Raw genomic sequence first — 21,167 nt, forward strand, 5'->3', positions numbered from 1 at the left:
CATTTATAACATATAAATCATATTTAGCAATTTATTTGCAGAAAAATTGTAAGCGCTTACAGTTGAGCCTAAGCTCTAATTAGCCAAGCCTTACACTTAACCCGAAGGACGAGTATCAACTGTGTATAAATCAATTTCACTGTTACCAGATTCATCTTTACTCAAGCCCGAGTTCACGTTCGGTGTGGCAACAGCCTCATTCCAGATTGAAGGGGCACGCGATAAGCGCCTCGATTGCATCTGGGATACATTTTGCGAAAAGCCTGGCACCATTGCAGATAACAGCCATGGCGATGTAGCTTGTGATCATGTTGCACGCTGGCAACAAGATATCGAGATGATTGCAGATTTGGCTGTCGATGCTTACCGCTTATCTATTTCGTGGCCGAGAGTCATGCAGCAAGATGGCTCGGTTAACGAGCAAGGTATGGCATTTTACGCTCAGCTATTATCGGCGTTAAAAGCACGTAATATTAAGACCTACGTCACCTTATATCACTGGGATTTACCTCAATACCTTGAAGATAATGGCGGTTGGTTAAACCGCGATACGGCCTATAAATTCAAAGAATATACCGAGCTTGTTACTCAACATTTAGGCCATTTGGTTGATTCATTCGCCACCTTGAACGAACCATTTTGTAGTGCTTATTTAGGTTATGAGGTGGGTGTACATGCACCTGGCATAAAATCACAACAAGCTGGCCGACAAGCAGCGCACCACTTATTACTTGCCCACGGCCTTGCTATGCAAGTATTACGTAAAAACTGCCCTGACACAGAAGCGGGTATCGTATTAAACTTCAGTCCAACTTATCCTTTAACCGCCGATGATAAAAAAGCCGCTGAGCTTGCTGATCAATACCATAATCAATGGTATATCAAAGCGGTTTTAGAAGGTGCTTACCCATCGTTACTGGATGATTTAGCAGATGAAGTTAAACCAATTATAATTGCTGGCGATATGGCGATTATTAGTCAAGCTGTCGACTTTATTGGCGTTAACTATTATACCCGCATACACTACAAAAATACCGCTGATGGCTGGTTTGAAGAAGCAAACCTTACGGATGTTCGCGTCACCGATATGGGCTGGGAAGTTTACCCACAAGGTTTAACTGAGCTTTTGGTATCACTTCATCAGCAATATGATTTACCAAAAATGTATATTACCGAAAATGGCGCAGCCATGGCCGATACGTTAGAAAATGGTGAAGTGAACGATATAGAACGAGTAGATTATTATCACACTCACTTAAATGCGGTATGTGATGCAATTCGCCAAGGCGTCGATATTCAAGGCTACTTTGCGTGGAGCTTAATGGACAACTTTGAATGGGCGTATGGCTACGAAAAGCGCTTTGGGTTAGTTTATATTGACTATCAAAGCCAACAACGCATTTTAAAAGAAAGCGCAAAACAATATCGCGCGCTGCTCAAACAGCGATAAAAATAACAACAATCGAGAACACACATGCTGACAAAAAGAGAAAAAATAGCCTACGGATTAGGCGATACAGCAAGTAATATCATCTTTCAAACGGTGATGTTATTTTTAACTTTTTTCTATACTGATATTTTTGGTATTTCACCCGCGATTGTTGGCACCTTGTTTTTGGTGGTGAGAATCGTTGACGCAATTACCGACCCATTAATGGGAGCTTTAACTGATTCAACCCGCACTAAGTGGGGAAGCTATCGCCCCTATTTGCTTTGGCTTGCTATACCATTTGGGGTGATCAGCATGATCACCTTCAGCACACCAGACCTACCAGAGTCAGGCAAAGTCATTTACGCCTTTGTCACTTACACTTTGCTGATGCTAGTTTACACCGCGATTAATATTCCTTACTCAGCGTTAGGTGGGGTATTAAGTGGCGACCCGAAAGAGCGAGTATCCATTCAATCTTATCGATTTGTGTTTGGTATGCTGGGCGGCTTAATTGTCAGTGCCTGTACTTTACCTTTGGTAAACTGGCTTGGCAAAGGTGATAACGCTACGGGCTACCAACTCACGATGGCCCTGATGAGCGGCTTAGGTGTGATCTTATTCTTAATTTGTTTTCGCTTTACCAAAGAGCGCGTAGCGGCGCATAACAGCTCATCGTTGAGCTGGAAAACCCGCATGAACACACTATGGCAAAATAGTCCATTTAAAGTGTTGTGCTTTGCAGCATTTATGTTGTTAACCAGTATGGTACTACGCACTACCCTTGCCATTTACTATGTAAAATATGTACTTGGTGAAGCAGAGCTAGTCACCTACTTTGTTACCATCGGCATGATAGGTAATATTTTGGGCTGTGCCTGTGCAAACCCACTCAGCAAACGTGTTGATAAGAAAACCGCCTATATTCGTTTACAATATATCTCTGCAGCTATTAGTTGCGTGGCATTTTGGTTGCCGGGCGAACAGCTGATACTTGCCTTTGCGGTGTATTTTTTATGGTGTTTCTTCACGCAAATGGCAACCCCGCTACTGTGGGCAAAAATGGCCGACACCATAGATTACGGGCAATGGAAAACCGGTGAAAGGCTAACAGGCCTAGTCTACGCAAGCGTGGTCTTTTTTATTAAGCTTGGTCTTGCCCTTGGCGGTGCCATTGCAGGTTGGTTACTGGCATTTTATGGCTATGAAGCTAATACCGAACTCAGTGAACACACGCTTTCAGGTATCTTAATTTCGTTTACCCTTTACCCAGCAATAGGTAGTATGCTTGTCGCTTTCATAATGAAAAGGTATATTCTGGATAACCAAACGGTTGAGCAGATCAGTGCCGATTTATCGTCAAAGCAGCATCCATAATTTTGTTTAAAAAGGAATAACATGGCCACCATTTACGAGGTGTCGAAACTTGCAGGTGTTTCTCTTGCAACCGTTTCACGAGTAATGAACAACAATGCAAATGTCAGTGATGCAACACGTAAAAAAGTCACTGCCGCAATGGATGAACTTGGCTATCGACCTAACTCAATTGCTCAGTCATTGGCATCAAATTGCTCGAACAGTGTTGGCCTACTGGTCTCTGAATTACAGGGTCCGTTTTACGGGCCTATGATGAGCGGCATTGAAAATACCTTTCGTAACCAAGGCAAACATCTGATTATTGCTGCGGGTCACAGTGATGAAGAACGCGAAAAACAAGGGATTGAATTTTTAATTAGCCGTAACTGTGATGGCCTTATTTTGCATGTTGAAGCGGTCAGCGACGACTACCTTATAAAACTCAGTAAAGGTCGGACGCCGTTTGTTTTGATCAACCGCTATATCAGCGAACTCAGTGACCGCTGTATTTTGCTTAACAACATTAAAGGTGGCTATTTAGCGGCGAAGCATGTGTTAGAGCAAGGTCATAAAAATATTGCCTACATCAGCGGGCCGCTTTGGAAACAAGATGCCAAAGACCGTCTAGAAGGACATAAACAGGCCCTTGCTGAGTTTGATCTTGAGTTTGATGAAAACCTATTATTCCAAGGTGACTTCATGGAAGCGAGTGGTTACGAAGGTTTAAAAGCACTTCATCAACAAACGCATCCATTCACAGCGCTCATCTGTGCCAATGATGAAATGGCTGTAGGCGCCATGGCTAGCGCGCGGGATTTAGGGTTAACTTTACCTAAGCAATTGTCGATTATGGGTTACGATAACGTATTTTTCACCCGTCACGTTTACCCACAATTGAGCACCGTTAATTACCCAATAGATGAGATGGGTCGCATGGCAGCAGATTGGGTGTTAAATCATGTTTATCAAAAACAAACCCCACCACTACAAACGCTATTTGAACCAGAGCTGATAGTTAGACATTCAATTAGCCGCCAATCAGCTCAGATAACAAGCCAAGGTTAATCGGCTTTAATAACACTTGTTCAATCTCAAGTTGTTCAATTTTTTCTGGCTCTGGCTCTGCGCCACTAACAATGACTAGATTTAAGTCAGGGTGGCGCTGTTTTATCTCATGGGCTAAATCAAGCCCTTCACCATCCGGCAAATGCATATCGAGTAACACTTTAGCAAAGTTTTGATCGTCACTCAGGGTTGCAAGACATGCAGCACAACTTGGCGCTATAACAGTTTCAACACCTAAGCTTTCAAGCAATAACTGAGTGATTTGCGCCGCATCACTGTCGTCCTCAACCAATAAATAGCGTGTGCTTTGTAATGTCACTTCAGGACTGTCGTCTTGCTCAACCACAGGTGCAGTATTGCCTTCGCAAATGTAATGATTGAGCACTTGGTAAAGCAGCCCAGAATCAACCGGTTTTGCAATCATATCGTTAAAACCAAGCGCGCTTAACTCAGTTTTCACCCCTTTCATGGTGGCGGCGGTAAGTGCAATAATCGGCCCTTGATAACCCATTTTACGAAGCTCAATAGTGGCTTCTTTGCCGCCCATAACCGGCATATGCAAATCAATAAATACAATATCAAAAGGCTTACCCGCTTGCTCTGCATTAGCTACTTTTTCAATTGCTTGTTTACCGTGCTCGGCATAATCCACTTCTGCGCCAGTACTGGTGATCATATGACCAACGAGATTACGTAAATCTTTTAGATCGTCGACCACCAACACTCGCCCAGTGGTTTTTAACGTTGCTAGTTTTTGCTGGCAATCGGGGTTTGAATCAAAGCGCAGCACTTGGCGTTCAATATCTCGAACATTGCCAGGGTAAATCGAAAGGGTAAATTCAGAGCCCACCCCTTGCGTTGATTCAAGTTCAATAGAGCCTTGCATACGACTAAGTAACTCTGAACAAATAGCAAGGCCCAATCCTGCTCCACCGACATCTCGTGATTCTACATCGGCAATTTGTTCAAATGGTTTAAAAATCAGTGCTTGTTTTTCAGCTGGAATACCAAGGCCTGTGTCTTTAATACTAAAAAACAGCATTTCTCGTTCATTAACCCAAGCAGTCCAAGCTCGCACTGTGATCTCGCCTTGGTTGGTAAACTTGATTGCGTTGTTGATGATGTTAATGAGGATTTGGCGTAACCGTGTAGCGTCTGTGTTTATAACTAAAGGCAGAGCTTGCTGCGACTCAAACTTAAGAGTTAAGCCTTTATCAAGCGCAGAAACGCGCATTAAGGTATAGACGTCAGCCATTAGGCTATCTAAGTTAACATCACTGCAATTGAGCTCCAGTTTATCGGCAGCAATCTTTGATAGGTCGAGCACATCATTTAGTAAACTCAGTAAGTGTTTACCATTTCGGTAGATCACACCCAACTCATTTTGAGCATGCTGATTTTTATCACTTTGCATGAGTAACTCAGTGTAACCCAAGATAGAAGACAGAGGTGTACGTAACTCATGACTCAAATGGGCCAAAAAGCGGTCTTTAGATCGGTTTTCAGCTTCTGCTTTTAAGCGTTCAACACGCTCATCTTCAACATCTCGGCGAGCTAAAGCGTAGCGTATAGCACGGGCAAAGCGGCTAGAGTTCATCTCGCTTTTAACCAGATAATCAACCGCACCGGCATCGAGCGCTGCAGAATCGAGAGCTTCATCTGATTGCCCGGTAAGCATGATAATCGGGCCGCGAAAGCCATTTGCCACAGCCCGTTTTAGTACTTCGAGGCCATCTGATGCGCCTAAGCGATAATCTAACAAACAAATATCATGTTTGTTTTCGCTAAGCTCACTAATGGCCTCTTCAGGGCAACTTAACCACTCAACATCGAATGTATGGGAACCTAATTGGTCTAGGTAGTCGCAAGTAAGAATATAATCGTCTTCGTCGTCTTCTACTAAGAGTAATCGGGTTACCTTGTCTAACATTCTTATTCCTTATTCCAATTAGCTTAATTAAGTATTTATGCGAATTGGACTTAGTCGTTCTGCGAGGGTGGTAGCTCTACAAACTCTACCCAGTATTTCCCTAGTGTTTGCATTAACTCAACTAAACCTTCAAAAGTAACCGGTTTAGTGATGTATGATGCAGCGCCCAAGTCGTAGCCTTTAACCATATCTTCTTCTTGTTTTGATGTGGTTAAAATCACTACTGGAATACCCTTTAAGTTAGGGTTGGCTTTGATGGCTTGTAATGCTTCTCGGCCATCCATACGCGGCATATTTAAATCGAGTAAAATCAAGCCCGGACGAGGCGAGTTTTCTTTTTCACTAAATTTGCCTTTACGCTCAAGGTATTCAAGCAACTCTACACCGTCTTCAACAAAAAACAGCTCGTTCAATACACGGCTTTCGGCCAATGCATCTTGGGTTAATAAACGATCATCTTCGTCGTCATCAGCCATTAAAATGGTAATTGGTTTAACTTTATTAAGTGGCATTACGCCTCTCCTTGTAATGTGAAAAGCGATGCTTCCACGGGTAGTTTAAGGGTGAAGCTTGCACCCTCACCAACGCGACTGCTTGCGGTTATTTCTCCGCCATGACGCTCAACAATACGACGACAAACCGATAAACCTATGCCTGTACCTTTATATTGAGAACGACCATGCAGTCGCTGAAACGGAACAAATATTTTTTCAAGATACTCTTCAGAAAAGCCGATGCCGTTATCTGAAATGGTAATAACTTCCCACTCCACATCACTATTGTGAGCTTCGCTAAATTCTGACGTTCGCTGGTATATAATATCAATCACAGGCGCAACATTCTCACGTCTAAACTTCACCGCATTTGAAAGAATATTTAAGAACAATTGCAGCATTTGGCTTGGATCGGCTTGAATATGCGGTAAAGTATCAAGATTAACCGTAGTTTCAGATTCTTTTATCGCAATTTCAAGATCATCAAGAACTTCTGCAACAACTTCATTTAAATCAGTATCAGTAAAATCTTTACCACGGGTGGTTACGCGTGAGAACTCAAGCAGGTCATTGATTAAATTAGACATACGCTGAGCCGCATTTTTCATCCGGCTAATATAGTCGATGCCTTTTTCACCTAGTTCATCTTTGAACATCTTTTCAAGGCGGTCACTGAAGGCTTGGATCTTACGCAGTGGCTCTTGTAAATCATGACTTGCAACAAAAGCAAAGTCTTCAAGCTCTCTGTTTGAGCGGCTTAGCTCATCAGAATAGATAGTTAGCTCTTGCGTACGTTCTGCAACTTTTGCCGCTAGATTCTCGTTTTGATTTTCAAGCTCAGCTCTGTATTTAGCTTGGTTGCGTAAGTTGATACGTGTTAATACAAACATACCTATAATCAATAAGGTACTGGTCACAGCCGTAATAGCAAATGTAATCTTCGCTTCGTTTTTGATTTGCGAGAGCTTTGCAAACTGCTCTATCTTAAAGTTAAGCTCTCGCATTTGTATTTCATCAACTGCTGTACGAATATCTTTATATAGATCGCGACCTTGGTCTGTTAGTAACAAGCGGCGAGCCTTAACGTCTTTATTTGCAAGGGCCAGATCAGTTGTTTTAGTCATTACCGCCACTTTGTCGTTTACCAAATGTATTAAACGAGCAATGCGGTCTGCTTGCCCTTCAATTTCTGAGTGCAAACTTTTCACAAGCATGATCTGCGCCTGCATTGAAGCGATTGCATCATTGTAAGGGAGTAAATAATCTTCTCGGTCACTAAGTAAATAACCACGCTGACCTGACTCAGCTTGCACCACAGATAAGTGCAAACGCTCAATCGCGGTGTTGAGCGAATTGGTGTTATCAAGACTACTTTGTGTTTCGGTGAGTGAGCGAATGCTATTAAGAGCTAAAAACGCATTAGCCACCACAATACAGAGCACCACAGCTATAAAGCCTGCCCAATTGACCGCTATCTTTCCTTTTTGTTTTTGCATTTGCTTCCTAATCTATGAGTGCTTAATCTGCAGCGTGAGTGTCACTTATTTCTTGTAAGTGCTCACTACACTGCTGACAATTAGCTATTATTTTATTTAATGCCTCTAATGCTTTTTGTTTTGGCATATCATTTTCTAATACGAGCTTAACTAACTCTGCATTCATTGAGATACGGTTCAGCGGCGCACGGGCATCGTGTACCATTTTTCGTAAAGACTCGTTATTATTCATAGCTATCCTTTTATTTGTATTCGCCAATGCCTCCATAAGCATTTAAACGGTTATAAAGTGTTTTCGTACTGATCCCCAGCATTTGTGCTGCAATCGTCTTGTTACCTTGTACTTTATCTAAAGTAGCGTGGATCAATTCTTTTTCAACTTCTTCAATGGTTTGCCCTGCAACAACTTGGTTTGCTTGGCTCTCTTTATTCACTTTAGAAAATGGCGACTCTAGCGATTCAGGTAAAGTAATAGCTGTGCCTTTAGGGTCACTCATAATAAAGGCGCGGTGAATAGCGTGGCGAAGCTCACGCACGTTACCTGGCCAATCATGGGCTTCAAGCTCTTTGATTTGCACCGCTTGCCATTTAAAGTCGGTGCCGTTTTCTTCATTAAGCTGCTCTAAAAAGGCATTGGCAAGCAGTGGAATATCTTCTTTGCGCTCACGAAGCGGTGGAATATCAATGGGGAATACCGCTAAACGAAAGTAAATGTCTTCACGGATAACATTGTTTTGCGCAAGGTCGGTCAAGGTGCGGTTTGTTGCAGAAATAACACGGCAATTAACTGCTTGCTCTTTGGTACCCCCCACTCGAGTTACTTTTTTGCTTTCAAGCACGCGCAGTAAATTTGGCTGCATATCAATTGGCATTTCAGTTACTTCATCTAAAAATAAAGTACCACCAGCAGCTTGCTCAAACACCCCCTCTTTACGCGCAATCGCGCCTGTAAATGCACCCTTTTCATGGCCAAAAAGCTCGCTACCAATCAGCTCTTTTGAAAATGCACCACAGTTAGTTGCCACTAAAGGGCCATCACACTCAGTGGCGTTGTGAATTGCCTGAGCAACCACTTCTTTACCAGCACCACTTTCACCCATCAACATTACATTGGCAGAAGTGGCCGCGACTCGTTCAATCATAGTGTAAAGCTTTTGCATCACCTCAGATTCACCTATTAGAGTGCCGAAGTGGCGTTTAATCGCTGGCGTTGCTTTTTTCTTAGGGGCTGCTTTTTTAGGGTTAAGTACACGCTCAATATCTTCACGTTGCAGTGGCTTAACTAGGTGGCCGACATTTGGCTCACACATTTCAGCCAACTTACCTTTTACTGAAGGGTGACCTGAAATTAACGTAACACGAGGCGATTGACCGATAGCTTTTAAGTGCTCTAGTAAATGAAGGCCGCTGCCATCTGGCAACATAAAATCTAAAAAGACATGATCAAACGTGTTGTTTTCAAACCATTGCTCAGCTTCAGCAAGGTTCGCTGCGGTATTTATATTGTGTCCTAGGAACTCAACTATATGACAAACTACATCGCTAAATTCACTGTCATCATCAACTAAAAGTACGTTCAACATATTAATTTCCTAAGCTTTTTCTACCATTCTACGCAAAGTTTTTTCGAAAATAAAACTAAACGTTAGATACCTAAATAGTTCTTAATTCCAGTTATATTACCTTATTAGTTTCAATTTGGGGTAAGCATAATGAATTAAATGCGAAAAAAAGGTTATTATGGCACGTTCAATATTAAGCTAAGCTGTACTTGCATTAATTTAAAGTTGTAATCCTATGAAGTTATTAAGAAAAGTAATTCACCCAAATTTAAGTAATGACTATGGAACGGTGTTCATTCGTCACACTGCCCGCGCCATTGTTTTAAAAGGTGAACAAATACTACTTTTATACACCGCCCGTTATGATGACTACAGCCTACCTGGTGGTGGCGTTGATGAAGGCGAAAGCATTGAGCAAGGGCTTCTACGAGAGTTACATGAAGAAACAGGTGCACTACAAATTAAAATAAAGCAACCATTAGGATTATACGAAGAAGTTAGGCCTTGGTATAAAGACGACTTTGATTGTGTTCATATCAAATCCTATTGCTACTTCTGTGAAATTAGCGATGAATTTGCAGATCCTAAAATGGAGCATTACGAAGTGCAAAATGGCATGCACCCTAAGTGGGTGAATATTTTTGATGCCATCGCACACAACGAAACCACTATGACAATGAGTGATAAACAGGGACTATCGATTCAGCGCGAGACCTTTTTATTAAAGCTCATTGCTGACACTCTTTAAGTTATTTTACATTACTTTACGCAACCATCAGATATTGTGGCAGTCTATACTTATAGTTAAAGCCAATTATGAGAGTAAACCATGAGTAAGGTAGCCCCCCTTTCAAAACCAACCATCCTTTTACATTGGACCGTTGCCATTTTGTTTATCGGCGTATTCGCGATGGGCATTTATGTTGCTGATTTTGCCGAGCCACCCGCTAAATTTACTTATATGGGTTGGCATAAATCAATGGGCTTAGTGGTATTAGTTTTTGCCATTGCAAGGCTTATTTGGCGTATTAAAGAAGGTGCATTACCCGCGACATCTGCAATGCCTAAATGGCAAACAGCGATTGCTCACCTCACTCATGGCTTATTATTACTTGCAACTCTAGCTATGCCGTTATCTGGTTTTATCATGAGCTATGCGGGTGGTCGTGCAATTAGCTTCTTTGAGTTTGAGCTATTGAGCGCACCAGAGAAAACACCTTGGCTTGCTGATGCAGGCAGCTTTGTGCATCACAGTTCAGTGCTTATTATCGTGGTGATTTTAGCCTTACACATTGCCGCAGCACTTAAACACCAGTTTGTTGACAAAGATGGCATGCTTAGTCGCATGCTAGGTAAGTCTTAAATCAAATTTAAGCGGGCTTAGGGTGAGCATAAAAACGCCATAAGCCCACTAAATTACTTATTAAAAATACCGTTTCCATTACCACTGCTAGTGGTGAAAAAACCAAAGTGTTATGGGCTATCCAACCAATCGTGCCAACAATCATCAGTATGCGTAAGGTAAAATCTTTGCCTTGGAATGAAGCATAAGTTTGCAGTAACGTTGCCGACAGCGCGATAAAGCTAACCCAGCTTTGCCAAGTAAATAGTACTGCGCTAATACTCAAAAGCATAAAAGCTATCATCACCCAGGTTTTGCGGGCAAAAATACAATAGCCATAACGTAGTGCTGCAATCAGCATTAAGCTCGCTGCACTGAAGTTATCGAGCAGCATAAAGTGCACAGATGTCAGTAGAACCGAGCTAAACAAACAAGCTAAAATTGCCTGCCTTTGTTTAAACTGAAATGAAGCCAAATCGAGTAATGTGGCAATGGCAACTAAGCACTGAGATAAAATAAACATAACGACTCCTGAAAAACCAGCAGTGTAATGTTCACTATTTTGCTGCGCCTTAACTTAAGTTAAGACGCCGTCTAATTCGCGATAAAGAAATCGCAGAGATCCCTAAATACATAGCAACTTCGTTTAAACTCAGTTGTTCAAGCCAATGCGGCTTTTGTTCTAGTAAATATTGGTAACGCTGCTCAGGGGTATTGAGTAATAAAAACGCTTCTTTTGCTTCTTTAAACAATAATTGCTGACTAATTAACTGATGTTTTATTGCTTGCCAGTCGGCACTATCAAGTAAAGCCAAAGGCACCTTAATAAGCTCAGCATCACGTATTACTTTTAGCTGATAAAGCGCTGGGGTTTTAATTAACCAGTTACCATAAAGCAGTGCAAATTCATCTTGAAAGTAAAACTCTTTACACTTTTGCGTACCCTGCGAGGATGCATGAAATGCCCCAAGCACCCCAGATATAATTAAGTAACCTGCATCTTGTTCGTCGCCTTGCTGCAATAAAACATCACCTTTAGCGTACCGCTTTATAGCGCATTGCCCTGCAAGTTTGTTACGAAATTCACCGGCTAGCTGATGATAACTATCACCGAGCGGAAGTAACTGGGTATCTGTCAAGATTGCCAACCTTGCATTAGTAATTCAGTAATTTGCTGGGCGTTAACCCCTTCTCGAACCACAAAGCGCTCACCACACCAAAGCGGAGAAAAACCACTGTCGCCTTTAGTCTCTGCTTTTGCACGTAATGCCGTCATCGCAATCGATGCATATGGAAAGGGCGGCGCTTGCTCTGGCATCGCCCCTAACTCTTGCATCACTCTGTTGCGTATTCCTCGTGCTGGGCGACCAGAGAATAAGGTTGTCAATTCTGTTGAGTCTGGCTTAGCCGTTTTTAATACTTCACGATGTAAAGCACTTGTTGTCGCTTCTTCGCAAAGTAAATAAGCGCTCCCCACCTGCACAGCAGATACACCTAATGCTTGGTACTGAGCTACATCTTCAGCTGAGCAAATTCCACCTGCTGCAATAACCGGTATTTCAAGCTCTACACATTCTCGCACTAATTGCGCTGTGGTTGGTTGCAGCGATAAATCCATCGATAAAAAATGACCTCGGTGACCACCAGCTTCAATCCCTTGTGCAATAACCGCATCGGCACCATTTGCTTGTAACCAGCGCGCTTCGTCAAGCGTTGTGGCTGATGAAAGAACAGCCCCGCCCCACGCTTTAATCTGAGAAACAATCTCTTTACTGGGCAGACCAAAATGAAAACTCACAACAGCGGGCTTATAAGGCGCGATAATATCGATCACTTGTTGATTAATTGGCTGGCGTGAAGCGTTACGGGTAAATTGTGAGGCATCGACAGCAAACTCATCAAAATAAGGCTCAAGCACATTATGCCAAGCAGTTTGCTGAGCCAGTGTATAGTCAGGTGTTTGATGACAAAAGAAATTAAGATTGTACGGCTTATCCGTATGCTGACTAATGTAATCAAGCTCTGAGACAAGTTGCTCAGCCGATAGCATAGCGCAAGGTAACGAGCCAAGCCCCCCTGCTTCACACACAGCCACTGTCAGTTTGGCATTTTGCACACCTGCCATCGGCGCTTGAATAATCGCAAGCTCGGTATTTAACACAGAATTTATCATTACGTATTCCTTGTAAGTTTTGCAGCCTGTTGCAGTTTTTACAGAAAAAGAGTGCCTAGCTAATATTAAGTTAAAATAAAAGTCAATTAAATCAGATAGCTAGGATATCGAAAATTAGGTATTAGCCTTGCAAACCTTTTCCTACAATTTTGTAAGGAGATAATGATGACTGATACTGTTACTACAATCAATCCAGCCAATGAGCAAACCTTAAATACGTATAATTTATTATCATTGCAACAAGCACAGAGTGAAGTTGACCAATGTCATCAAGCTTTTTTAAAGTGGCGCACAACATCCCATGAACAGCGCGCTAAATTACTCAATCAACTTGCACAAGTGATTGAGTCTAATCAACAAGAATTAGCGCAATTGATGACCGATGAAATGGGCAAGTTATATCAGCAAGGCCTACAAGAAGTTGAATTATGCGCTGCAATTTGTCGCTATACCGCAGAACAAGGGCCAAAAGTGCTTGCTGATGAAAAACGAGATATGCAAGACGGCCGTGCAATTATTAGCTACCAACCAATCGGTGTCGTTTTAGGTATCCAACCTTGGAACTTCCCGCTTTATCAAGTCATTCGCTACGCTTGCGCGAATATCATGGCGGGCAATACTACAGTGCTAAAACATGCTGGTAATGTATTTGGCATGGCTGAAAAAATTGAGCAGTTATTTACTCAAGCAGGCTTTGATGACTATTGCTTTAAAAACTTACTGATTGACGGAAAAACCGCAAGCAAACTGATTGAGCACTCAGCTATTCGAGGTGTGACATTTACTGGTAGCGACGAAACAGGCAAAAAAGTTGCTGAGCTTGCAGGTAAACAGGTTAAGAAAACGGTACTTGAGCTTGGTAGTAACGATGCCTATGTTGTACTTGATGATGCTGACTTAAATACGGCGATTACCGCATGTACACAAGGGCGTTTGATCAATAACGGGCAAACCTGTGTTGCCGCAAAACGCTTTATTGTGGTTGATGCTTTATACGATGATTTTAAAGCCTTAATTAAAGATCAATTTGAACAAGTTGTTCTTGGTGACCCGAATGATGAAAAAACCACGCTCGGTCCAATGGCCCGTAAAGATTTGCGCGATAAACTTCATCAGCAAGTGACTGATTCAGTCAATGCAGGTGCGAGCATTGTTACTGGCGGTAAAGTTGCTGAGCACACAGGCTTTTATTACACCCCGACTCTACTTGAAAACATTAAACCGGGCATGCCCGCCTATGATGATGAATTATTTGGACCTGTAGCATCGCTTATCAGGGCAAAAGATAATGATGAGGCAATGCAAATTGCTAATGACTCTCGCTATGGTCTTGGTGGCGGTATTTTCTCAAAAGACGAACAAGCAGCTATTGAGCTTGCAAAGCATCATTTTGATACCGGTATGGTGAATATTAATGGTTATGGCCTTGCGCAACCGAACTTACCATTTGGTGGTGTAAAAGACAGTGGCTATGGTCGTGAACACGGCGGCTTTGGGCTACGTGAATTTGTTAATATCAAAACCATTATGGTCAACGACTAACCACAAAGAAAGGGCTCATTAGAGCCCTTTCTTATATCTAATTGTCCGCCCTGAATAAGGTTATCACTTGTTAAACATTGGCACTTGCTGCTTAGACGCTGCTGGCATTTTTAACTCATCCACTGCTTTTTCTTTATCAATCTGCTCTTGTTGTTTTTGATTGTCAGAATCGGGGTTATAAACAAGTTCAGTAAGTAGTGCAAAATGGTCTGAGCCATATTTTGCCAAACGCTCAATACGCTTAACGCTAAACTCATTACTATGAAAAAGGTGATCAAGCGGCCAGCGCATAAAGAAATAACTGGCATGAAACGTATTAAAAAAGCCGCGACCTTTGCGTGGGTCTAACAAACCACTAATACGCATAAACAAGCGGGTACTCCGCGACCAAGCAACATCATTTAGATCACCGGCAACAATACAAGGTCGCTGTCTGTTTTTAAGTGCTTTAGCTAAAATTATCAGCTCAGTATCACGCGGTCGTGAGCTGTCTTCTTCTGTGGGGCTCGGGGGAGCAGGATGAATAAAGTGCCCTTGTACTTCTACGCCATCTGCATCTTCAAACAAAATATGAATTGAGGGGATGTCGCTTTCTATAAGCTCACAAACTTGCTGTTGTTTAATTTTAAACTTGCTGTACAAGTGCATGCCATAACGATTATCTTTTGGGCAGTAGACACGATATGGGTACTCTTTTTCTAAACTGCTCAGTTTATTTTGCCAAGTTTGATCAGACTCTAACGTAATGAGGAAATCAGGTTGGTGCGTTTTGACTAAGCCAATTAGTTTGGCATATTCGGTGTTCGACATCAGTACATTTGCCGACATAATACGAATACTGTGCTTATCGCTTTTATTGCTTGAGGCAACTTCCTTATTAGCTAGTCTTGTGTAAGGATAAATCCAGCCAACTTGTAAAAGCAGCACGATGATACTCGCCAGAGCACAACCAATATAAAGCATTGATCCCGTACGACTGATTAAATAGCTTGCAGCAATTAAACTCGCACAAGCAAGGTAAACCACTTGCAAGCGTACAAAGTCACAACTGCGAATTAAATAATGTTGGGAATATGAAAATGGCAAGATTGAGACCACTAGCAGCATGGCCAATAGTGAACTCAATCCATAAGTCATGATCGATTCAAGCAAAATTAGCGACTCAAAATAGAAATAATTTCTCGGGTATCTTCCACTAAACGCACGACAGTATCGTCTACTTGAATTGAAATTAGACCATCTCTGTCTCGTGATTTAATCACTTTACCGCGGCGGTAAATATCACGGTCAAGAATATCGCCTTTGCGTAATTTCTTCTGCCAACCGGGTGGTAAATCACCACCATTATCAAGCTTCTTTTCAAGGCCAGGTGGCAGACTTTTACCTTTGTCCTTATCCTTGTCTTTTGCAAGTGCGCCAGCCGTCACTAGGCTTAAACCAATCACTGCAACTGTTAACAATGCTTTCATACGAGTGCTCCTTTTGTTAGTCCTAGTTAAGCGTAGCAAGTTTTTCTGAACTGGGTATGAAACAGCTAAAAAAAGCCGCTAAGCGGCTTTTGACAGAATTAACGATGGCGAGTAACGATTGATAGAATCTCTCGCGTATCGTGTACTAGATGAATAAGGCGGTCGTCGATTTCGATGGCAATAATACCATTTCGGTCGCGACGTTTAATCACTCGCCCATGACGATATATATCTCGGTCAAGAATATCACCATGATGATAACGCTTATACCAACCTGGTGGTAAGCCACCACCATGCCCTACTTTTTTGTATAAACCGGGTGGTAAATCACGGTAGCTGTAATGGTCGTATCTATCGTAACGATCATATCTGTCATGATGGTGATGCTTGTGATGTTTTTTATGCTTGTGGTGTTTTTTGTGCTTTTTGCGTTCGTGTTTTTGTTCGTATCTATCATGGTCACGATCATGTTTCGCGTTTGCTTCCATAGGTATCAAACTCAAACCTAAAACGGCAACTGAGATAGTAAGTAATTTATTCATAATAGAGACCCTCAACGTTTGCTCTTGGTAAAAAGCCTAACGTTTTAGCCTGAATCATAGATGAAGGGTTACAATTTAAAAACTTAACTACTTATATACCCAAACCACCTCAAGATGCGAGTTTCAGTTGGAATTAAAAGCGATTTAGGCAAGGCATTGATTGCAAGTAATAGTGGTTCTATTGTTAAAATCAATAACGCAGTATAAATCGCTTTTAAACCAACCCTTTGGGCGCTTCACAGGCACTTACTCTCATCGTTGTTACTTCTTAAAAGGGGATGCCATTCTTGCAAAGTAACGCCTTGATATTAAGCACCTGTGAAACGCTGAATTCTGCATCTTGAGGTGGCTTGGGTATATATCAACACATTAGAAAGCTAACCTTTACATTTCTTTAAACTACTTTGGCACTATTTACGAAAAATCGAGTCTGAGTTACAGTTCCGTTTGGGGCGTCTGTCGTTATATTTGCAACATAAACAAACGCTTCCTCACTACATAATAAGGATAATTTATGAATCTACTAAAATGGTGTTTGGTCATTAGCATTACTGCACTAACGGGCTGTAGTGCCATGATGAGCCAATATGGCAATCAAAAAACGCAATCAAGTTCATTGGTTGAGTACCTTTACCCAGACCAGCAAGACAGAGCGGCACACCAAGCAACGATCCCAACTTTAAACTTACCTGCTACTGTTGGGATTGCCTTTATTCCTAACAAGTACAATGATGGCTTACACCACGGTGACGAAGTGGCACTGCTGAACAAAGTTAAAAAGCAGTTTATGCAATATGACTATATTGACCGCATTGAAGTGATCCCAAGTACTTATTTAAAAGGCGGCGAAGGATTTACCGCATTAGAGCAAGTATCACGATTATATGATGTGGATATTATGGCCCTTGTTTCGTACGACCAAGTGTCGCAAAGCTTAGAAAATAACGCCGCTTTTTTATATCTAACGATTGTTGGTTTATATGTGATTCCGGGCAATGAAAACTCAGTACAAACCTTTGTAGATACCGCCGTATTTGATGTAAAAAGCCGAAAAATGCTGTTTCGCGCTCCAGGTATACATAAAGCAGAGCAACGCAGCACAGCGATTGGCATCGATGAAGTCGCTAAAGAGCAATCGCTGGCAAGCTTTAATGGCGCTGTTGATGACATGATCACAAATCTAGATACTGAATTGGCGCAATTTAAAACCCGCGTTAAAGAAGAAAAAGTAGCTAATGTCACGCACAGAAACGGCAGTAGCGGCAGTAGCTTGTTCTGGTTAGTTGCAGCACTGGCTGGTTTTGCCGTACATCGCCGTAGCGCATAACAGACAAAGTTATTAATCGCGAAAGCTTTTACCCATCCTAAAAAGCAGTTACCCTTTGGTTTTTGTTGTACCTAACCAAAGGGTTTTCATGAAGTTGTCGATACTCTCAGTGCTTGTGAGCACCTCATTGTTTAACCATCAAGCTTTCGCTAATAATGAGCTAGAACATATTACAACGACCGCCTCGCGCAGCGAAGTGTTGGCAGATCCTTTGCCTGTTGTGGTCAGCAGTATTTCACAAAAGCAACTGGCGCTTATCGCTCCTACTCATATTGAACAAGCCCTTAAGCAAGTGGCCGGTGCTAATCTTCAACACGGTAATGGCCAGGAGTATTTACCCGCTTTACGTTCACCTGTACTTTCTGGCGCAGGTGCATGCGGAGGCTTACTTACTGCTGAAGATGGTATTCCACTTCGCGCAGCTGGTTTTTGCAACATCAATGAGTTATTCGAAGCCCACACTGAAATGGCTGAACGTATCGAAGTACTGAAAGGCCCGGGCTCTGCTCTTTACGGTTCAAACGCAGTCCATGGTGTAGTCAACGTGATCACGCCAGATACAACCTATGACCACAACCAACTTGGTTTTGATTACGGCTCGTTTGGCTACACTCGCTACAAACTTGGTACGGGCCGTGACTTTGGCCAGCAAGGTTTAGGCATTAATGCCACGATCACCCGAGATACGGGTTATCGTGATGACGAAAGTGTTGATCAAGAAAAGCTATCACTGCGTCACCGTTTTGATGGCGAAAAACTAAGTGTAAATACAGGCCTGACTTACACCCATTTAGATCAACAAACGGCTGGTTACATCGAAGGCTTTGAAAGCTATAAGGATGAGCAAATAGCTCAGTCTAATTTTGATCCTGATGCATTTCGTAAAGCTCGCTCTTTGCGTGTTTGGTCCAAGCTAAATTGGACACAAGATGAGGCTAACAGCTTTACCCTAACGCCTTATATCCGCGATCAAAACATGACCTTCTTTAAGCATTTTTTACCGGGTACTCCCCTTGAAGAAAATGCTCAGCAAGGTGTTGGCCTTCAATCAAGCTGGCAGCATAAGTTAACAGGCTCTAGCCTCTTAACAGTTGGCTTTGATGGTGAGCTTACGGATGCTGATTTTTTACAATATCAGTATAGCCCAACTCAAGGCTCAGCGTTTTTAGTTGCCACCGTGCCTCAAGGAAAACATTACGACTATCAAGTAACTAGCACCCTATTAGCACCATTTGTGAATCTTGATTGGCAACTTGATGAGTTACTCATCAGCCTTGGTGGTCGATACGAGCGTATGCGTTATGACTACGACAACCATATGTTGGCTGGTCGCACAAAAGAAGATGGTACAGCATGCGCAATGGGCGGATGCCGCTATTCTCGACCAGAAAGCGGCGAAAATCGCTTTACTAACTTTTCACCTAAGCTTGGTTTAAGCTATCAATATGCTGATAACCAGTTTATCTACGCCAATGCTTCAGAAGGTTATCGAGCACCGCAAGCGGCAGAGCTTTATCAGTTACAACGCGAACAAAATGTCGCAGATCTGAAATCTGAAACAGCTAAAAACCTCGAGCTAGGTTTAAAAGGTCAACAAGCACAACTGCATTATGTAGTTAGCATTTATGCAATGAATAAAAAGAACACGATTTTCCGCGACAGTGATTTTTATTACGTCAATGATGGCCAAACCCAGCATCGTGGTATTGAGCTTGAGTTAGCCTATGCCATTACGCCAAGCTTATCGATGCAGTTAGCCGCGAGCCACGCCAAGCATACATACAGTTATGACCAATTACTCAGCGGGGTTAATATCAATGGTAATCTCATTGATACTGCACCGCGTAACATCGCTAACTTACAACTACTTTGGCAAGCAAACGACATCACGCGTGTTGGGCTTGAGCTACATACCACCAGCAGCTACTTTACTGATCCTGAAAACCAGCATAGCTACGAAGGTCACTCATTAGTAAACTTAAGAGCGGCGTGGCAGCTATCAGCTAACTTTACTGTGACTGCACGTATAAACAATTTAACCGACGAACGTTATGCAGAGCGCGCTGACTACACAACATTTAGTGGCGATCGCTACTTTCCGGGTAGACCGCGCAACGCCATGTTATCAGCAAGTTATCAGTTTTAAATAACCGCATTATTTGGTGAGCTATCTCATAGTTCACCCACGCTGTTTAGTGTTTTGGTATGATAAATGTACCTATTACTATAGTTCCTAAACAGCGTGTCATCTTCTCAAAATCTAATTCGTAACCTTCTTTTAGTGCTGGGCATTTTTCTTATTGCAGCCAGTTTGCGAGCCCCTATCACTGGTATTGCTCCAGTACTTGAACAGATCATTGATCAATTTAAGTTAAATGCATCACAAGCAGGCATGTTGACGACTTTACCTTTAATTGCATTTGCTATTGCTTCACCTATGGCAGCAAGCCTTGCTAAAAAATGTGGCCTTGAAGTATCACTTTTCATTGCCCTTGTATTAATAGGCATAGGGGTTGTCTCTCGTGTTATTGATTCTGCCACCGTATTATTTATTGGCACTGCAGTGATTGGTGTCGGTATCGCGATTGGTAATGTGTTATTGCCAAGCCTGATAAAACGAGACTTTCCACACAAAGTGGCAGTAATGACGTCTAGTTATGTTTTGGCAATGGGCATATTTGGTGGCAGCTATTCAGCACTCATCATTCCGCTGGCTGAGTATAAAGACCTTGGTTGGCAATTGGCGCTTGCCAGTTATGCCTTATTGGTTGTGCTGGCTATTGTGGTGTGGTTACCACAACTTAAGCAACATACCATGCCAAAACAGGCACATGTGTCGAACAATACACAAAGCAAAATTTGGCACTCTGCACTTGCTTGGCAAATCACCTTATTGCTCGGCTTTAACTCGTTTTTCACTTATATCATGCTAGGTTGGCTACCCAGCATTTTAATAGAAGGCGGCCACAGTGCGCAGCACGCGGGTGCTTTGCAAGGCGCCTTTCAAGTAGCCTCAGCGCTACCAGGTATTGTGCTTATTCCACTACTTGCCAAATTAAAAGATCAACGCATCTTAACCCTAAGCTTGGCATTACTTGGCGCGCTTTGTTCTGTTGGATTATTAGTTGCGCCTAGCTTTGCGATGCTTTGGTCAGTCACCTTAGGTTTTTGCTCAGGTGCCTGTTTTATATTGGGCTTATCATTTGTAAGCCTGCGCACTCATGACTCAATGCAAGCTGCAGCGTTATCGGGTATGGCACAATGTATCGGGTATTTATTGGCTGCAACAGGCCCTATTATTGCGGGCGCCTTACATAGTTATTTTAATAACTGGGCAGGAGCACTTTGGCTGTGTATTGCATCTAGCCTGCTGTGTGCTTTATTTGGTTACTTAAGCGGCCGAAATATCACTATCGACCAACAAGAGAAATAAAACCGCA

The 21,167-nt window shown here is 42.4% G+C and carries 20 protein-coding genes; 9 read left to right on the forward strand and 11 right to left on the reverse strand.

Going from position 1 to position 21,167, the window contains the following annotated elements:
• Positions 1 to 121 precede the first annotated feature (121 nt).
• Genes L1D51_RS01765 through L1D51_RS01775 form a run of 3 tightly spaced genes read left to right on the forward strand, consistent with a single transcriptional unit; the run spans position 122 to position 3,850 of the window.
• Positions 122 to 1,450 (forward strand): GH1 family beta-glucosidase, encoded by a 1,329-nt coding sequence (locus tag L1D51_RS01765; protein ID WP_055197721.1) that lies wholly within the window; start codon positions 122 to 124, stop codon positions 1,448 to 1,450.
• A 24-nt stretch (positions 1,451 to 1,474) separates the two neighbouring features.
• Positions 1,475 to 2,806 (forward strand): glycoside-pentoside-hexuronide (GPH):cation symporter, encoded by a 1,332-nt coding sequence (locus tag L1D51_RS01770; RefSeq protein ID WP_239962358.1) that lies wholly within the window; start codon positions 1,475 to 1,477, stop codon positions 2,804 to 2,806.
• Positions 2,807 to 2,827: 21 nt separating this feature from the next.
• Positions 2,828 to 3,850, forward strand: a complete 1,023-nt coding sequence (locus L1D51_RS01775) for a LacI family DNA-binding transcriptional regulator (protein WP_239962360.1) — start codon at positions 2,828 to 2,830, stop codon at positions 3,848 to 3,850.
• On the opposite strand, the gene L1D51_RS01780 is transcribed toward L1D51_RS01775, so the two are convergent.
• From L1D51_RS01780 to L1D51_RS01800, 5 genes are read right to left on the reverse strand one after another with little or no spacing between them, the layout of a single operon-like run.
• Complete coding sequence (locus L1D51_RS01780) at positions 3,813 to 5,780, reverse strand: response regulator (protein ID WP_239962362.1); 1,968 nt, start codon at positions 5,778 to 5,780, stop codon at positions 3,813 to 3,815. The genes L1D51_RS01775 and L1D51_RS01780 overlap by 38 nt on opposite strands.
• A gap of 50 nt (positions 5,781 to 5,830) precedes the next feature.
• Complete coding sequence (locus L1D51_RS01785; protein ID WP_054562693.1) at positions 5,831 to 6,292, reverse strand: response regulator; 462 nt, start codon at positions 6,290 to 6,292, stop codon at positions 5,831 to 5,833.
• Entirely contained in the window at positions 6,292 to 7,770 is a 1,479-nt protein-coding gene (locus L1D51_RS01790; protein WP_054562694.1) for a sensor histidine kinase, read from the reverse strand. The genes L1D51_RS01785 and L1D51_RS01790 overlap by 1 nt, the downstream gene beginning before the upstream one ends.
• A gap of 22 nt (positions 7,771 to 7,792) precedes the next feature.
• Complete coding sequence (locus tag L1D51_RS01795; RefSeq protein ID WP_054562695.1) at positions 7,793 to 8,002, reverse strand: histidine kinase; 210 nt, start codon at positions 8,000 to 8,002, stop codon at positions 7,793 to 7,795.
• A 10-nt stretch (positions 8,003 to 8,012) separates the two neighbouring features.
• Positions 8,013 to 9,353 carry a sigma-54-dependent transcriptional regulator gene (locus L1D51_RS01800; RefSeq protein ID WP_055197715.1) on the reverse strand — a complete coding sequence of 447 codons (1,341 nt, stop codon included), beginning with the start codon at positions 9,351 to 9,353 and terminating at the stop codon, positions 8,013 to 8,015.
• 214 nt (positions 9,354 to 9,567) lie between these two features.
• Between L1D51_RS01800 and L1D51_RS01805 the strand changes: the two genes are divergently transcribed.
• Entirely contained in the window at positions 9,568 to 10,080 is a 513-nt protein-coding gene (locus L1D51_RS01805) for an NUDIX hydrolase (RefSeq protein WP_239962364.1), read from the forward strand.
• 81 nt (positions 10,081 to 10,161) lie between these two features.
• Positions 10,162 to 10,695, forward strand: a complete 534-nt coding sequence (locus L1D51_RS01810) for a cytochrome b (RefSeq protein ID WP_054562698.1) — start codon at positions 10,162 to 10,164, stop codon at positions 10,693 to 10,695.
• A 7-nt stretch (positions 10,696 to 10,702) separates the two neighbouring features.
• Here the strand turns inward: L1D51_RS01810 and L1D51_RS01815 are convergent, their stop codons facing one another.
• Genes L1D51_RS01815 through L1D51_RS01825 form a run of 3 tightly spaced genes read right to left on the reverse strand, consistent with a single transcriptional unit; the run spans position 10,703 to position 12,847 of the window.
• Entirely contained in the window at positions 10,703 to 11,197 is a 495-nt protein-coding gene (locus tag L1D51_RS01815) for a YgjV family protein (protein WP_054562699.1), read from the reverse strand.
• Between the two features lie 49 nt (positions 11,198 to 11,246).
• A complete protein-coding gene (locus tag L1D51_RS01820; RefSeq protein ID WP_054562700.1) occupies positions 11,247 to 11,813 on the reverse strand; it encodes a Crp/Fnr family transcriptional regulator in 567 nt (188 codons plus the stop codon).
• The gene (locus L1D51_RS01825) at positions 11,810 to 12,847 is read right to left on the reverse strand and encodes an NAD(P)H-dependent flavin oxidoreductase (protein WP_054562701.1); all 1,038 of its coding nucleotides are present in this window, start codon (positions 12,845 to 12,847) and stop codon (positions 11,810 to 11,812) included. Before L1D51_RS01825 ends, L1D51_RS01820 begins: the two co-directional genes overlap by 4 nt.
• A 165-nt stretch (positions 12,848 to 13,012) precedes the next feature.
• On the opposite strand from L1D51_RS01825, the gene L1D51_RS01830 reads away from it, so the two are divergent.
• On the forward strand, positions 13,013 to 14,389 hold the full coding sequence (locus L1D51_RS01830) for an NAD-dependent succinate-semialdehyde dehydrogenase (protein ID WP_054562702.1): 1,377 nt from the start codon (positions 13,013 to 13,015) through the stop codon (positions 14,387 to 14,389).
• Positions 14,390 to 14,452: 63 nt separating this feature from the next.
• Here L1D51_RS01830 and L1D51_RS01835 read toward each other — a convergent pair whose 3' ends face one another.
• From L1D51_RS01835 to L1D51_RS01845, 3 genes are all read right to left on the reverse strand, one after another.
• The gene (locus L1D51_RS01835; RefSeq protein ID WP_082401630.1) at positions 14,453 to 15,526 is read right to left on the reverse strand and encodes an endonuclease/exonuclease/phosphatase family protein; all 1,074 of its coding nucleotides are present in this window, start codon (positions 15,524 to 15,526) and stop codon (positions 14,453 to 14,455) included.
• Positions 15,527 to 15,543: 17 nt separating this feature from the next.
• Complete coding sequence (locus L1D51_RS01840; RefSeq protein ID WP_054562704.1) at positions 15,544 to 15,858, reverse strand: hypothetical protein; 315 nt, start codon at positions 15,856 to 15,858, stop codon at positions 15,544 to 15,546.
• Between the two features lie 98 nt (positions 15,859 to 15,956).
• Positions 15,957 to 16,400 carry a hypothetical protein gene (locus L1D51_RS01845; protein WP_055022156.1) on the reverse strand — a complete coding sequence of 148 codons (444 nt, stop codon included), beginning with the start codon at positions 16,398 to 16,400 and terminating at the stop codon, positions 15,957 to 15,959.
• 514 nt (positions 16,401 to 16,914) lie between these two features.
• On the opposite strand from L1D51_RS01845, the gene rhlP reads away from it, so the two are divergent.
• The 3 genes from rhlP to L1D51_RS01860 all read left to right on the forward strand — a co-directional run bounded on the left by rhlP (position 16,915) and on the right by L1D51_RS01860 (position 21,160).
• Complete coding sequence (gene rhlP, locus L1D51_RS01850) at positions 16,915 to 17,727, forward strand: rhombotarget lipoprotein (protein WP_055021206.1); 813 nt, start codon at positions 16,915 to 16,917, stop codon at positions 17,725 to 17,727.
• A gap of 88 nt (positions 17,728 to 17,815) precedes the next feature.
• Positions 17,816 to 19,873 carry a TonB-dependent receptor gene (locus L1D51_RS01855; RefSeq protein WP_055197702.1) on the forward strand — a complete coding sequence of 686 codons (2,058 nt, stop codon included), beginning with the start codon at positions 17,816 to 17,818 and terminating at the stop codon, positions 19,871 to 19,873.
• 96 nt (positions 19,874 to 19,969) lie between these two features.
• A complete protein-coding gene (locus L1D51_RS01860) occupies positions 19,970 to 21,160 on the forward strand; it encodes an MFS transporter (RefSeq protein ID WP_055197700.1) in 1,191 nt (396 codons plus the stop codon).
• The last annotated feature ends 7 nt before the right edge of the window (positions 21,161 to 21,167 follow it).

The sequence above is a fragment of the Pseudoalteromonas shioyasakiensis genome, from assembly GCF_022398475.1.
Taxonomy (GTDB): Bacteria; Pseudomonadota; Gammaproteobacteria; order Enterobacterales; family Alteromonadaceae; genus Pseudoalteromonas.

Excerpts from the sequence above, each read along its gene's own strand:
- L1D51_RS01770 (WP_239962358.1), top strand. The coding sequence starts at position 1,475 with ATGCTGACAAAAAGAGAAAAAATAGCCTACGGATTAGGCGATACAGCA.
- L1D51_RS01775 (WP_239962360.1), top strand. The coding sequence starts at position 2,828 with ATGGCCACCATTTACGAGGTGTCGAAACTTGCAGGTGTTTCTCTTGCA.
- L1D51_RS01780 (WP_239962362.1), bottom strand. The coding sequence starts at position 5,780 with ATGTTAGACAAGGTAACCCGATTACTCTTAGTAGAAGACGACGAAGAC.
- L1D51_RS01785 (WP_054562693.1), bottom strand. The coding sequence starts at position 6,292 with ATGCCACTTAATAAAGTTAAACCAATTACCATTTTAATGGCTGATGAC.
- L1D51_RS01790 (WP_054562694.1), bottom strand. The coding sequence starts at position 7,770 with ATGCAAAAACAAAAAGGAAAGATAGCGGTCAATTGGGCAGGCTTTATA.
- L1D51_RS01795 (WP_054562695.1), bottom strand. The coding sequence starts at position 8,002 with ATGAATAATAACGAGTCTTTACGAAAAATGGTACACGATGCCCGTGCG.
- L1D51_RS01800 (WP_055197715.1), bottom strand. The coding sequence starts at position 9,353 with ATGTTGAACGTACTTTTAGTTGATGATGACAGTGAATTTAGCGATGTA.
- L1D51_RS01805 (WP_239962364.1), top strand. The coding sequence starts at position 9,568 with ATGAAGTTATTAAGAAAAGTAATTCACCCAAATTTAAGTAATGACTAT.
- L1D51_RS01810 (WP_054562698.1), top strand. The coding sequence starts at position 10,162 with ATGAGTAAGGTAGCCCCCCTTTCAAAACCAACCATCCTTTTACATTGG.
- L1D51_RS01815 (WP_054562699.1), bottom strand. The coding sequence starts at position 11,197 with ATGTTTATTTTATCTCAGTGCTTAGTTGCCATTGCCACATTACTCGAT.
- L1D51_RS01825 (WP_054562701.1), bottom strand. The coding sequence starts at position 12,847 with ATGATAAATTCTGTGTTAAATACCGAGCTTGCGATTATTCAAGCGCCG.
- L1D51_RS01830 (WP_054562702.1), top strand. The coding sequence starts at position 13,013 with ATGACTGATACTGTTACTACAATCAATCCAGCCAATGAGCAAACCTTA.
- L1D51_RS01835 (WP_082401630.1), bottom strand. The coding sequence starts at position 15,526 with ATGACTTATGGATTGAGTTCACTATTGGCCATGCTGCTAGTGGTCTCA.
- L1D51_RS01840 (WP_054562704.1), bottom strand. The coding sequence starts at position 15,858 with ATGAAAGCATTGTTAACAGTTGCAGTGATTGGTTTAAGCCTAGTGACG.
- L1D51_RS01845 (WP_055022156.1), bottom strand. The coding sequence starts at position 16,400 with ATGAATAAATTACTTACTATCTCAGTTGCCGTTTTAGGTTTGAGTTTG.
- rhlP (WP_055021206.1), top strand. The coding sequence starts at position 16,915 with ATGAATCTACTAAAATGGTGTTTGGTCATTAGCATTACTGCACTAACG.
- L1D51_RS01855 (WP_055197702.1), top strand. The coding sequence starts at position 17,816 with ATGAAGTTGTCGATACTCTCAGTGCTTGTGAGCACCTCATTGTTTAAC.